Raw genomic sequence first — 13752 nt, 5'->3', positions numbered from 1 at the left:
CCTCGCCATCACGGGACTGGTATCCGACCGCGCCGCCGAGCGGTGAACCACACCCACCGAACCGCCCATGCAAGCCTAACCAGACATCAATCGCGCACCAAGTCGTAAGCGCCGGATCCAGCGCCGTTGGTCCTCAAGGGCCGCTTCCACGTCGACTACTGGGATGATCTGGGCTGGCCGGACCAGTTCGCGGACGCGGCGTACACCGCGCGGCAGGAGGCGTACGCCCGCGCGTCCGGCTCCGGGCGTCTGTACACCCCGCAGATGATCGTCAACGGCACCGTGGAGTGTCGGCGCCCCTCGACGTCGAGCGGGGTCAGATGGAGGTGGTACCGCCGCCGGATCTCGACCCCGCCCAGGCGACGGTGATCGGCCACGTCCAGCGCGAGGGCGACCGGGCCATCGTCGGCGCCACGGCCGTCGACCTGGCTACGGCGGCCGGCTGACGCCTGTCGGGCCGACACATTGACGGGAATCTGGACGGTCGATTACCGTGCCGAGTGAGAGAGCGCTCTCTCAGTCGACGTTTTCCACAATTCCGACGCACGGCGCCGGGGCGGCACGGTCCGCGCCCGGACGCGCGATGGAGGCACCATGAAACCTCCCGTCCCCCACCGCCGATGGGCGCTGGCAGCCGCCACCGCCCTGGCCCTGGTCGTCGGCGGCCTCACGATCCCCGTCACCCGCACCGCCGAGGCCGCACCCGTCGGCGCCGGCAGCTACACCACCACCCCGGTCGGCGCGCTCCCCACCGGGTGCGGCCAGATGTCCAGCAACCCCCGGCAGTTCGCCACCGCCAACGCGCCCGCCGGCGCGGTGCCCACCAACGACTGGTGGTCCTCGCTGCTGTGGAAGCGTACCGACTGCGCCTTCAGCGAGCCCCTGCACGCCCACCCGACCTCCTACGACACGTTCACCGACGGTCTCGGCTTCTCCGCCAACTCCACGCCGGCCATCAGCGGCACCGCGACCGGCGTCGGCGAGTACCACTACCCGTACGTGCAGGACATCCGCGTCGGCGTGGCCGGGCTCGCCGCCGGACAGGTCAAGGTCGACGGCTGGACCGACTGGACGGTCAGCCCGTACTGGAGCGACGGGAGCCGCACCCTGCGCGCCACCATCGGCCACGGCCTGCCGTTCGCGTACTTCCAGGCCAGCGGTGGCGACGCGGTGATCGACACGTCCGGCACCGCCGAGGTGTGGTCCAACAGCGGCGCCACCATCGGCTTCCGCGTCAACGGCCACGACTACGTGGCGTACGCCCCGAGCGGCGCGAGCTGGACCGTCAGCGGTGGCCGCACCTCCTCCACCCTGGCCGGTCGCGGCTACTTCTCGGTGGCCCTGCTGCCCCCGACGAGCAGCGCCAGCGAGCGTACCGACCTGGCCAGCACCTACGGCCGGTACGCGCACGCCCACGTCACCGGCACCCGGGTCTCCTACGCCTACGACCCGTCGACCAACGGCCTGAGCACGACGTACGCCTTCACCACCACCGCCCGCGAGGGCAGCGCCACGCAGACCGTGGTCAGCCTCTACCCGCACCAGTGGAAGTCACTGGCCGGCTCGACCCCGATCACGCCGACCTACCCGTCGGCCCGGGGCAGGATGAAGGTCCTGACCGGGATCAGCCAGTTCCGTACCGCCATGACGTTCCAGGGCGTCCTGCCGGAGCTGCCGGCCGTCGGCGACGGCAGCGGATCGGACCTGTCCACACTGACCGGCCAGCTCGCCGCCGCCCGGGGTAACCCGATGGACCAGCGCGGCAACGACACGTACTGGACCGGCAAGGGGCTCGGCCGGGCCGCCCGGATCGCCGAGATCGCCGACCTGGTCAACGACACCGCCACCCGGGACAGCGCGCTGAACGCGATCCGCGGCACCCTCACCGACTGGTTCACCGCCTCCAGCGGCAAGACCAGTCGGGTCTTCTACTACGACGCCAACTGGGGCACCCTGATCGGCTATCCCGCGTCGTACGGCTCCGACCAGGAGCTCAACGACCACCACTTCCACTACGGCTACTTCATCGCCGCCGCGGCGACGCTGGCCAAGTTCGACCCGACGTGGGCCGCCAGCAGCCGCTACGGCGGCATGGTGGACCTGCTGATCCGTGACGCCAACAACTACCGCCGCGACGACACCCGTTTTCCCTACCTGCGGGACTTCGACATCTACGCCGGGCACGACTGGGCGTCCGGGCACGGGTCGTTCGGCTCCGGCAACAACCAGGAGTCGTCCTCGGAGGGGATGAACTTCGCCAACGCCCTCATCCAGTGGGGGCAGGTCACCGGTGACACCGCCGTCCGCGACGCCGGCGTCTTCCTCTACACGACGCAGGCCGCCGCCATCCAGGAGTACTGGTTCGACGTCAGCGACCAGAACTTCCCCGCCACCTTCGGGCACTCCACCGTCGGCATGGTTTGGGGCGACGGCGGGGCGTACGCCACCTGGTTCAGCGGCGAGCCTGAGATGATCCAGGGCATCAACCTGCTGCCGGTCACCGGCGGGCACCTCTACCTCGGCAGCAACCCGGCGTACGTGCGCACCAACTATGCCGAGCTGGTCCGTAACAACGGTGGACCGCCGACGGTGTGGCAGGACATCCTGTGGCAGTTCCAGGCCCTCGGCGACCCCGACGCGGCCCTGGCCAACCTGCGCGCCAACCCGGGTTACACCCCGGAGGAGGGCGAGAGCCGGGCGCACACCTTCCACTGGATCCGTAACCTCGCGGCGCTGGGCACCCTCGACACGTCGGTCAGCGCCAACCACCCACTCAGCGCGGTCTTCTCTCGCAACGGCGCGCGCACCTACGTGGCGTCGAACCCGACCGCGAGCCCGATCACCGTCACCTTCTCCAACGGCACGCGGCTCACCGTGGGGGCCGGGCGGACGGCCACCACCGGGGCGTACACCTTCAGCGGTGGCAACGCCTCCGGCGGCGTACCTCCCACGAGCGCGCCGCCGACCACGGCGCCGCCGACCACGGCGCCGCCGACCACCGCCCCGCCCACGACGGCACCGCCGACCACGCCGCCGCCCAGCTCGGGCTCGCCGACGCGGTACCTGCTCGTTGGTGGAGGGTTGGGCAACGCCGGCAGCGCGGCCACGACCACGGTCGCGGCCGCCGACGGAAACCACGACGGTACGCCGACGAACGCCCAGGTCTTCACCGCGACCGGCCTGCACCTCACCTACTCCGGGGCCCAGACCGCGTTCGACCTGTTCCTGGACGCCGGCACGGCGGTCGGCAACGGCGTGCAGGTGCGGGTCTCCTACGACCTGACCGGCAACGGCAGTTGGGACCGGACGGAGACCTGGCGCTACTTCGCCACCGACCCGGTCGTCGGCTACGAGCACTACACCCAGAGCGCCGGCCTCGCCTCGGCCACCGGGACGTTGGGCACGTTGAGCAACGGCACGGTCCGGGTCGAGGTCTGGTCGGCCATCGGCAACAACCCCACCACCCTGGGCATCGGCAACCAGTCGGTGCTTCGCCTCCCGTACTCCTGATCCGTCCGTACGCGCCCGCCGTCGGTCGCACCTCGACCGGCGGCGAGCCGTCGTGGCGTCACCCGTGTCCCGGGCGATCGTTGCCCGGGGATGGGGCGTGCGATCTCGTGCTCCCCGGGGCGGGTGGCACGAGCCGGTCGGCCGTTGCGCGGGCGCGACGGAACCGGCAAGCGCCGAGGTGCAAGGTGCAGGCGGTCACCGCCGGTACGGTTCTGCATTCGACAATTGGCAGCGCTTATAAATAGATAGGCACCAATCTTGACTTGCGCATCGGAGCAGCGCACCGTGAGGAGTAAGCGGCGGATGCCCACCATTGTCGGCCCGCCTCGCGCGACTGACAAAATGCGAGCGCCGCTAATTGACAGCGGTATGTCAGGAGGCGTTCGATGCACTTGAGTCCATACTCCGGGGCCTACCTCAGTGATCCGGCGGGCGCCTGGCGGCGCATTCTCGACGATCCCGACCGGGCGCTCTACGCCGAGGATCTGGGCCTGTGGTTGATCAGCCGCCACGCGGACGTGCGGCGCGCCCTGGCCGACGCGGCGACGTTCGGCAACGCCCTCACCCTCGCCCCGGTCTACGAGGTCTGCCCGGAGGCGATGAGCGTCATCACGCAGATCGACGCGCCCCCGACCACGGCCGCCGCCGACCCACCGACACACCCCCGCACCCGCCGTGCCCTGCGCGCGACCTTCGCCAACACGGCGGAGCGGGCCGAGGCCGAGTACGGCCGGATCGTCCGCCGGCGCGTCGACGACCTGGTGTCCCGGCTCGTCGCCCAGCGGGGCGGACGGGTGGATCTCGTCAGCGGGTTCACCACCGAGCTTCCGCTGCTGGTCATCCTCGACATCCTCGGGGTTCCCGACGCCGACGTCGACCGCATCCGGCGGTGGGCGGACGGCCAGGTCGCCCTCATCTGGGGGCAACCGGACCCGGACGAGCAGGTACATCTGGCCCGCGGTCTGCTGGAGTTCTGGCGCTACTGCCAGGACCTGGTGCGGCAGCGGCTCGACAGTGGAGGCGACGGTGACGACTTCGTCAGCCGGGCGCTGACCTACCGGGACGATGACGACGACGTGCTGACCGTGCCGGAGGTGGCCAGCCTCGCCTTCAACCTCCTGGTGGCCGGGCACGAGACGACCGCCGGGCTGCTCGCCCACGCGCTCGACGCGGCCCTGTCCAGCCCGCACCGGTGGCAGGCCCTGGTCGCCGACCCACGGTCCGCGCTCGGCTTCGTGACCGAGACCCTGCGGTTCGCGCCCGCCATCGACGGCTGGCTGCGGGTGACCCGTCGGGACGTCACCCTGGGCGAGGTCACCATCCCGGCGGGCGCACGCTGCCTGTTGATGATCGGGGCGGCCAACCGGGACCCCTCGGTGTTCGCCCAGCCGGACCGATTCGACGAGCACCGCACCGACGCCGCCGACCACCTGTCATTCGGTCACGGGCCGCATTTCTGCATTGGTGCCGCATTGGCGCGACTGGAGGCCGGCATCGCTCTGACACAACTGGCCGAGGCCATTCCCGGCCTCCAATTGGCACCCGAACACCGCCGTTCGTTCAAACCCAATGTCTCGTTCCGGGCGCACGACAGTCTCCTCGCGACGATCGACGTCCGGACGCCCGCCGACGCGCCGCAGGTGAGTCAACCGGCCCCCGCCCAGGCGGCTCAGGCAGCCTGATCGTGCGGAAGTCCGGCGGCGCTGACGTGCGGGCCGAGCCGAGGCGGAAGGGTCCGATCGGCAGGACGCGCCCGACACCCATGCGCAGGACCCGCGCGCTTTTCCTGACGATCCATCGCGGCGTACGTCTTCACACCCATCGTCCCGAGGGTTAAGAATTGCTCCCTATGAATGTTCAGCCAATCGGCCAGACTCGATCCGCTACCCGTTGCTGATTCGCGGGTGCCACGAAGGTGAGCGCATGGAGCACACGCCCCCGTCGAGCGCTGCTCACTCCGCGCCCAGCCAACAGTTCCGATGGGAACTGCGCACCTGCCGGGTCCGACGGGGACTGACCCAGCGCGCCCTGGCGGACCTGGTGCGGTTCAGCCGGGAGACCGTCGCGGCGGTGGAGTCGGGCCGCCGCTTCGGCAGCCACGAGTTCGCGGTCCGCTGCGACGACGTGCTCGACACCGGCGGCCGACTGGCCTCGCTGTGGCCGCTGGTCGCGGCCGAACAGTTGGCGGCCGACGGACGACGGGGCCCACGCCTGCCGGACCGGGCGCGCCTCGATCCGCCGGTGCCGCGCCAGCGCGGTCGGCGCGACGCGCGCGACCCGGGCGCCGTGGTGGACGCCATCGACGAGCTGCGCGAGCTGATCGGCCAGGTGCTCAGCAGCCAACCCGACCTGGACGACACCGACTCGCGTCACGACCCCCGTCGCGGCACCGAGCACCTCGACGACCAGCGCTGAGCCCGTCCATGCAGGACCGGACGCGGGGCGCCACCGGTCGCTGACTCTGGGTACAGATGCTGGTACGGCCAGTTTGTACCACCGCGAGGTCTGGCCTCCGAGCGCGGGTTCCGGCCGAATGGGACTTGCATTCGGCAAGGTGCGTATAGACCGTCATCGACGAGTCGCGGGAGTCAATTTTGGCGTCGAGCACGAGGTCCCACGCGGCCCGACCCTACCCGGCCCGACAACGCGGCTGGAAGATCGCCGGGCGGATGCGCCTCATCGTGGCGGCGCCACTGGTGGCCGTGATCGGTTTCGCCGGCCTCGCGCTGACCGAGAGCGCGCGCCAGACGACCCGGGCCAGCGACCTGGAGGTGCTGGCACGCCTCGGCGCGGAGGCCGGTGACCTGGCGTACCGGTTGCAACGCGAACGGGCCGCGGCCGCCGACCTGCTCACCAACGCCGCCGGAGAACAGCAGGACACGTTCGGCGCGGAGATGGCCGCCACCGACGCCGCCGTCGCGCGCTACCGCAGGCAGCGCGACCGGGTGCCCACCGACGCCAACGCCACGCTCCTGCACCGCGTCGACGCCTCGCTGGACGGCCTGGCGCCGCTGCGCACCCAGGTCCGCACGGCCGAACACGCCTCGGTGTCCGCGATGACGTTCAGCTACCGCATCGCCATCGCCGACCTGATCACCGTCCGGGAGAACGTCTCGCACGGCGTCGTCAACGCCCGGCTCGCCGACGGCATCCGGGCCTCGGCCGCGCTGTCGAAGACCGCCGAGGCGATCGGCCAGCAGCAGGTGGCCGTCCTGCGGGCCGTGGCGGCCGGCGAGCTGACCCCCGCCACCCAGCAGGACATCACCGCCGCCCGCACCAGCTACACCGAGTCCAGCCTGTCGTTCCTGGCCCTCGCCCCGGCCGAGTGGGGCCTCTGGTGGGAGCAGGCCGGCACCGGCAAGGAGGCGCTCGCCCTGCAACGGATGCAGGACGAGGTGAGCCGCGCCCAGCCAGGGTCGCCGCTGCGCCTGCAGACCGCCAACTGGGTCACCACGACACAGCAGCGCGCCGCCCGCCTGGCCGACCTGCGGGGGCGCGTCGACGTGGCGGTACTGGACGACGTGCGGGCCGCGTACACCGACCAGCGCCGCAGGGCCGTGGCCGAGGCCGTCGGCGTCCTGCTGGCGCTGCTGCTGACCGCCCTGGTCACCTGGGCCGTCGCCCGGCAGATCACCCGCCGGCTGCGACGCCTGCGCGACGCGGCCAACGCCGTCGCATTCGAACAGCTCCCCGCCGTGGTGGCCCGGCTGCAACGCCCCGACAGCTCCAGCGTCGACCCCGACGAGCTGGCCCGCGAACAGTCCACGGCCGCCCTCGAACCGTCCAGCGACGACGAGATCGGCGAACTCGGCCAGGCGTTCAGCGCCGTGCACCAGGCCGCCGTGCGGACCGCCGCCGAGCAGGCCGTCATGCGCGCCAACACCGCCGACATCTTCATCCACCTGAGCCGGCGCGAACAGCGGCTCGTCGACGCCGTCCTGGCCCAGGTCGACCGGGTCGAACGGGACGAGACCGACCCGGACCGCCTGCACCAGCTCTACGCCCTCGACAACCTGGCCACACGGATGGGCCGGATCAACGCCAGCCTCCTCGTGCTCGGCGGCGTGGGCGTCGGCCGGGTACGCCAACACGACGTCCCCCTGCAACAGGTGCTCCAGGCGGCCCTGTCCCAGATCGAGCACTACGCGCGCATCCGGCTCGGCATGATCGACGGCGACGTCGCGGTGGCCGCCAAGTCCGTCGACGAGGTCGTGCACCTGCTCGCCGAACTCATGGACAACGCGACTGCGTACTCGCCGCCGGGCAGCGAAACCTGGGTGAGCGGCCGCAGCCTCGGCGACCGCGTCATCATCCAGATCAGCGACGAGGGCGTGGGCCTGCCTCCGCAGCGGTTGCAGCAACTCAACGACCTGCTGGCCCGACCACCCGCCATCGACGTCGCCGCCGTCCGGGCCATGGGCCTGGTCGTCGTAGGACAGCTCGCCGCCCGCCTCGGCGCCAGCGTCCAACTGCGCCGTGGTCCCCGACGCGGCACCCTCGCCGAGGCGACGCTGCCCGCGGCGATGATCCGATCGTTGCCGCCGGAGGAGTACCTACTCGCGCCCGGCCGACTGTCGCGGCGGGCCGCCCGCACGTCCACGGCCCCGCCCCCGTACCGGCCGGGCCCGGAACCGACCGCCGGGCACGCCCCGGCCGCGCGGACGCTGCCGGCGGCGCCCGTGTTCCGCCCGACGCCCCGCGTGGACGCCGGTGACGCGCCGACCGAGGAGCTGCTCATCTTCGAACAGGTCAACCACTGGTTCCACACCGACGTCGTGGACGCGCCGAACGGCCGCCAATGGTCCAGCCCCGCCGACGACGCCTGGCGTACCGCCGCCCAGGCGCAGACGCCCGACGTGGCCGTGACCACCACCTCCGGCCTACCCAAACGCCAACCTCAGCGGCATCTGGTGCCCGGCGGCGTCACCGTGTCCACGCAGCAGCAGCGCTCCGAATACCGCGACCCGGCCCAGGTCGCCACCGCGATGGCCGCGTACGCGCGCGGAGTGGCGGCCCGCCGGCGTACCCCGATCAACCTCGGCAACTCGTGACCGACAGGGAGAGCACGTGACCGACCACCAGGACCTCGGCTGGCTGCTGGACAGCTTCGCCGAGCGCGCGACCGAGGTCAGCCATGCGATCGCCATCTCCAGTGACGGCCTGATGGTGGCCGCCACCCGCGACCTGCCGCCGGACCGGGCGGACCAGCTCGCCGCGACGGGCAGCGGCCTGGTCAGCCTGCTGCGGGGCGCGGCGGCCTTCTTCGACGCCGGGGCGGTGATCTCCAACGTCACCCAGCTCGAAGGCGGATTCATGTTCTCGATGGCCTTCAACGACGGGGCGTCGCTGCTCGTGCTCGCCGCGCCCGAGTGCGACGTGGGCAAGGTCTCCTACGAGATGACGGAGCTGGCGAACCGGATCGGCGACGCGCTGACCCCCGCAGCCCGAGCGGCGCTCGCCCGTAGCCGCTGACCCCACCGACCGACCCCTCTTCCTCCTCTTCCCCTGGAGACGACATGTCCCTCACCACCCCTGCGCGCAGCCGTGCCGTCGGCGCCACGCTGCTCGCGCTCGTGCTGACCGTGAGCACGGCCTGCGCAGACGACGAACCGGCCACGACCGGCGGCGGGCCCATCAAGATCGGACTCCTCGCGTCGCTGTCCGGGACGTACCAGTCCGTCGGCAAGGAGATCCGCGACGGCTTCGAGCTGTACCTGGACACCCACGACGGCAAGCTCGGCGGCCGACAGGTCGACCTCGTCGTCGCCGACGAGGGCAACGGCGCCGCGACCGCCGTACCGGCGGCGACCAAGCTCCTCAAGCAGGACCGCGTCGCCGCGCTCACCGGCATCGTCGGCGGCGGCTCGGTCGCCGGCGTCTACCCGCTGCTCCAGGAGACCAAGGTCCCGCTCGTCGGCTCCAACGGCCGGCCGGAGATCAAGGACGTCGAACGGGTGTGGCACACCTCGTACCTCTCGGACGAACCGGGCGCCGCGATCGCCCAGCACGTCAAGGACAACGTCAAGGGCTCGGTGTACGCCATCGGCCCGGACTACCAGGGCGGCTGGGACGAACTGCGCGGCTTCACCGAGGCGTTCGCCAAGGCCGGCGGGACGCTCGCCAACCCCGACGGCAAGACCACCTTCACCCCGTTCCCGGCCACCACCAACTTCACGCCGTACTTCGCCCGGATCAAGGCCTCCGGCGCGCAGGCGGTCTACACCTTCTACGCCGGCAGCGCCGCCGTCGACTTCGTCAAGCAGTACGCGCAGTCCGAGATCAAGGACATCCCGCTGTACGCGGCCGGGTTCCTCACCGAGGGCGGCGTGCTCAACGCCCAGGGCGAGGCGGCCCGGGACATCTACTCCGTGCTCAACTACTCCCCCGACCTCGACAACGCCGAGAACCGCAACTTCGTCGCGGTGTGGAAGGCCAAGCACGACGGCTCGCCGACGACGTACGCCCTGGCGTCGTACGACGCGGCGGCGGTACTCGACCGTGCCGTCGGCGCCGCCGGGAGCAACCCGACGCCGGAGGCCATCAACGCGCAGATCGGCAAGCTCGGGCAGATCGCCAGCCCGCGCGGCGCGTGGCAATTCTCCACAGTCACCCACTCGCCCGTGCAGAAGTGGTACCTGCGCCAGGTCCGCCAGGACGGTCGGGCGCTGTCCAACACCGTCGTGGGCGACCTCGCGACCGTCGGCCGGTGATCACGGTGGCGGCCGGCACGAACCAGATCGACCCGTACGTCATCCCGGCGCTGGACGGTGTCGCCTACGGGCTGCTCGTGTTCGTCGCCGCGTCGGGCCTGGTCTTCTGCTTCGGCGTCGCCAACATCCTCAACCTGGCACACGGCATGCTCTACGCGATCGGCGGTTACAGCGCCGCGGCGCTGCTCGACGGTGGCTGGGCGAGCGTCGCCCTGGCGCTCGGGGTCGGTGTGCTGGCCGCCGCCGCGGCGGGTGTGGTGCTCGCCGGGCTGCTCACGCCGGTCGCCACCGGCAACCACCTCACCCAGGCGCTGCTGACCTTCGGGGTGGCGCTGGCCGGCGGCAGCCTCCTCGTCGCCGGTTTCGGCCCCGACGATCCGCAGGTGCGGGTGCCAGCCGCCCTCGACGGGTCGGTGGCGGTGGCCGGGCACCGCTATGGCGCGTACCGGCTGGTCTTCATCGCGGTGGCGGCGGCCCTCGCGGCCGGTCTCTACCTGGCGGTGCGGCGGACCCGGGCCGGGATGCTGGTCCGCGCGGCCGTGGACGACCCGGAGATGGTCGCGTGCCTGGGTGTGAGCCCGGCGCGCATCCGGGTCGGCGTGCTCGCCGCCGGTGGCGCGCTGGCCGGCGCGGCCGGGGTCCTCGGCGCGCCCATCATCGGACCCGGCGCGGACACCGCCGACACGGTGCTGCTGTTGTCGCTGGTCGTGGTCGTCCTCGGCGGCCTCGGGTTCATGGTGGGCACCCTGCTCGCGGCGCTGGCGGTCGGCGAGATCCAGACCCTGGGCGTGGCGCTGCTGCCGTCCGCCGCCCCGTTCCTGCTGTTCGCCGCCATGGCCGCCGTGCTCGCCGTACGGGCGCGGGGCCTGGCCGTACGGTGGGCGGCGACGTGAGGGACGAGGTGATCCGCCGAGTACGCGCCGCCGTCGCGACGCTCGTTCTCGCCGGCTTGGTCGTGGCCCCGTGGGTGGTCGACGACTACACCGCGGCGCTCCTCGCCCGGACCCTCGCGCTGGGTCTGGTCGGGGTGAGCGTGGCCCTGCTCACCGGTGTCGCCGGCATGCCCACGCTGGGCCAGACGGCACCGTACGCCGCCGGCGCGTACGCCAGCGCGGTGCTCGGCAGCCAGGTCTCCGACGTCGGCGTGGTGCAGGTTGCCGTGGCGGCGCTGGCCGGAGCGACGCTCGCCGCCGTGACTTTGCCGCTGGTCGTGCCGGCCCGGGGCGTCATCGTGCTGATGATCACCCTGGCGATCGGCGAACTCGTCGTGACCGTCCTCGGCCGCTGGCGGTCGGTGACCGGCGGAACGGACGGACTGGCCGGAATCACGCCGATACGTCCACTGTGGGGGATGCCGGTCCTGGCCTCCGACCGGGCCCGGTACGTCTACACGCTCATCGTCGTGGCGGCGCTGGTCGGCGCGGTCCTGCTGCTGGTGCGGACCCGGGGCGGGCTGCTGCTGCGCGCCGGACGCGACGACGAGGCGCGACTGCGGGCCAGCGGGCACCGGGTGCCGCTGTACCTGTCCGGCGCGCACGTAACCGCCGGGGCGATCGCCGGCGCGGCCGGCTCCCTGCTCGTCGTCGCCCAGCAGTACATCTCCCCCGCCGACTTCGGCTTCGACACGTCCGCGCTGCTCCTGCTCGGCGTCGTCATCGGCGGCACCGTGTCGGTCGGCGGCGCGCTGGTAGGCGCGGTCCTCGTCATCGCCGTACGCGACTGGTTGTTCGGGGTGCTACCCGGTCACGCGCCGCTGGTGCTGGGCGCGCTGTTCGTGGCGACGGTCTACCTGCTGCCCGTCGGCGTCACGCGGGTCCGCCGCCCGCCCGGCGGGTCCCGGCAACCCGCTCCCACTCCGGACCGGCCGGCATCGACGGCCACCCGCACACCGGAGCTACGGGTATGAGCTGCCTCCTCAGCGCCGAGAAGGTCACCGTGCGGTACGGCTCGCTCGCCGCGCTCACCGACGTCGACCTGTGCGTGCACGACGGCCAGCGGCACGCCCTGATCGGGCCCAACGGGGCCGGCAAGACGACCCTGCTCAACGTGCTCGGCGCGACGACACGCCCGCAGCACGGCACGGTGCGCTTCGCAGGGAGCGACGTCAGCCGGCTCGGTCCGGCGGCACGGGCCCGCCGCGGCATCAACCGGACCCACCAGCGGCCCGCCGTCTTCGCGACCCTCACCACGACCGAGAACATCGAGGTCGCCGCGCTCCCCCGCACCATCCGGCGGCGCCAGTGGTGGCCCGGTGGCACCCGGGACGCCGCGCGGCGGCGCGCCGCGGCGCTGCTCGACCAGCTGGACCTGTCCGACCTCGCGACGGTGCCCGCCGGTCACCTCGCACACGGGCAGCGTCGGCAGCTGGAGATCGCGATGGCCCTCGCCGGACGTCCCCGCCTGCTGCTGCTCGACGAGCCGGCGGCCGGGCTGTCGGCCACCGAGGTCGGCCGGCTGGCCGAGCTGCTGGCGGCGCTGCCCCGGCAGGTCGCCGTGCTGCTGGTCGAGCACCATCTCGACCTGGTGTACGCCCTCTGCGACACCGTCACCGTGCTGCGCGACGGCCGGACACTGGCCGCCGGCACACCGGACGAGATCCGTACCTCGCCGCTGGTGCGGCGGGCCTACGCCGACGGGGTGTCCTGATGCTCTACGTGGAGCGGCTCTGCGCCGGCTACGCCGGGGGGATCGTGCTGCACGACGTCGACCTCCGGGTGCCGCCGGGCTGTATCCAGGCTGTGGTGGGCCGCAACGGCGCCGGCAAGAGCACCCTCGTGCACACCATCGCCGGGCTGGTACGCGCCTCCAGCGGGCGCGTCGAGATCGGCGGCGTCCACGTGGCCGGACGGCAGCCCCACCGGATCGCCCAGTCCGGCGTCGGCCTCGTCCCGCAGGGCCGGCGGGTCTTCTCCCGGTTGACGGTGGCCGAGCACCTCGTTCTGGCGGCGGCGCCGTGGCGGACCGCGACTCCCGACGGCGAGGGCTGGACGGTGGCCCGCATCCTCGAGCTGCTGCCGCGCCTGGCGGTACGCCTGCGACACCGTGGCTGCGAACTCTCCGGCGGCGAGCAGCAGATGCTGGCCATCGCCCGCGCGCTGCTCGGCCAGCCACGGGTGCTGCTGCTCGACGAACCCTGTGAGGGGCTCGCACCCGACCTGGCCGCGCGGGTCCGCGACCTCGTCGGTCACCTCGCCGCCAGTGGGTTGACCGTGCTGCTCGTCGAACAGCAACTCCGGCACGCGATCGAGACCGCCGACCGGGTGGCGGTGCTCGAGTACGGCCGGGTGGTCTACGACCGGCCGACCGCCGAGGCACGTAGCGATCCCGGCCGCCTGGAGGCGATGGTCGGCATCGCCGCCACCCCGACAACCCCGGCCACCGGAGCGACCCCACGGCTCTGGACGGACGGCCCGTAGGTCACGAGATCTGCGGCGTCGGGCGGACACCGATCCCCTCTCAGAGACTGTCGGGTAACTGGGTGGGGGCGGAACGTCACGCCGAGACACGTCGATGGAAGGTCCTCGACAAATAG

The 13752-nt window shown here is 72.4% G+C and carries 11 protein-coding genes and 1 pseudogene; all 12 read left to right on the top strand.

Translation table 11 applies throughout. The features are described 5' to 3' along the window. Nucleotides 1-126 precede the first annotated feature (126 nt). Nucleotides 127-237: pseudogene (locus ACLQ24_RS25315) on the top strand (DUF1223 domain-containing protein); the annotation flags it as partial. A 50-nt stretch (nt 238-287) separates the two neighbouring features. After that, nucleotides 288-446, top strand: a complete 159-nt coding sequence (locus ACLQ24_RS25310; protein ID WP_425894206.1) for a hypothetical protein — start codon at nt 288-290, stop codon at nt 444-446. Between the two features lie 148 nt (nt 447-594). After that, nucleotides 595-3510, top strand: a complete 2916-nt coding sequence (locus ACLQ24_RS25305; RefSeq protein WP_425894205.1) for a glycosyl hydrolase — start codon at nt 595-597, stop codon at nt 3508-3510. Between the two features lie 386 nt (nt 3511-3896). Continuing rightward, nucleotides 3897-5192, top strand: coding sequence for a cytochrome P450 (locus ACLQ24_RS25300; RefSeq protein WP_425894204.1), 1296 nt, complete (start codon nt 3897-3899; stop codon nt 5190-5192). A gap of 241 nt (nt 5193-5433) precedes the next feature. Then, nucleotides 5434-5925, top strand: a complete 492-nt coding sequence (locus ACLQ24_RS25295; RefSeq protein ID WP_425894203.1) for a helix-turn-helix transcriptional regulator — start codon at nt 5434-5436, stop codon at nt 5923-5925. Nucleotides 5926-6179: 254 nt separating this feature from the next. Next, nucleotides 6180-8561, top strand: coding sequence for a sensor histidine kinase (locus ACLQ24_RS25290; RefSeq protein WP_425894202.1), 2382 nt, complete (start codon nt 6180-6182; stop codon nt 8559-8561). A 16-nt stretch (nt 8562-8577) separates the two neighbouring features. Further along, the gene (locus tag ACLQ24_RS25285; protein ID WP_007460021.1) at nt 8578-8982 is read left to right on the top strand and encodes a roadblock/LC7 domain-containing protein; all 405 of its coding nucleotides are present in this window, start codon (nt 8578-8580) and stop codon (nt 8980-8982) included. A 44-nt stretch (nt 8983-9026) separates the two neighbouring features. Further along, entirely contained in the window at nt 9027-10220 is a 1194-nt protein-coding gene (locus tag ACLQ24_RS25280) for an ABC transporter substrate-binding protein (protein ID WP_425894201.1), read from the top strand. Beyond that, nucleotides 10217-11113, top strand: a complete 897-nt coding sequence (locus tag ACLQ24_RS25275) for an ABC transporter permease subunit (protein ID WP_425894200.1) — start codon at nt 10217-10219, stop codon at nt 11111-11113. The genes ACLQ24_RS25280 and ACLQ24_RS25275 overlap by 4 nt, the downstream gene beginning before the upstream one ends. Beyond that, the gene (locus ACLQ24_RS25270) at nt 11110-12126 is read left to right on the top strand and encodes a branched-chain amino acid ABC transporter permease (protein WP_425894198.1); all 1017 of its coding nucleotides are present in this window, start codon (nt 11110-11112) and stop codon (nt 12124-12126) included. The genes ACLQ24_RS25275 and ACLQ24_RS25270 overlap by 4 nt, the downstream gene beginning before the upstream one ends. After that, entirely contained in the window at nt 12123-12866 is a 744-nt protein-coding gene (locus tag ACLQ24_RS25265; RefSeq protein WP_425894197.1) for an ABC transporter ATP-binding protein, read from the top strand. The genes ACLQ24_RS25270 and ACLQ24_RS25265 overlap by 4 nt, the downstream gene beginning before the upstream one ends. Further along, nucleotides 12866-13636, top strand: coding sequence for an ABC transporter ATP-binding protein (locus ACLQ24_RS25260; protein WP_425894196.1), 771 nt, complete (start codon nt 12866-12868; stop codon nt 13634-13636). Before ACLQ24_RS25265 ends, ACLQ24_RS25260 begins: the two co-directional genes overlap by 1 nt. The last annotated feature ends 116 nt before the right edge of the window (nt 13637-13752 follow it).

The sequence above is a fragment of the Micromonospora sp. DT4 genome, assembly GCF_049841675.1.
Lineage (GTDB): Bacteria > Actinomycetota > Actinomycetes > Mycobacteriales > Micromonosporaceae > Micromonospora.
Note: the sequence above shows the minus strand (reverse complement) of the source record. Positions and strands in the feature narration are given on the sequence as shown.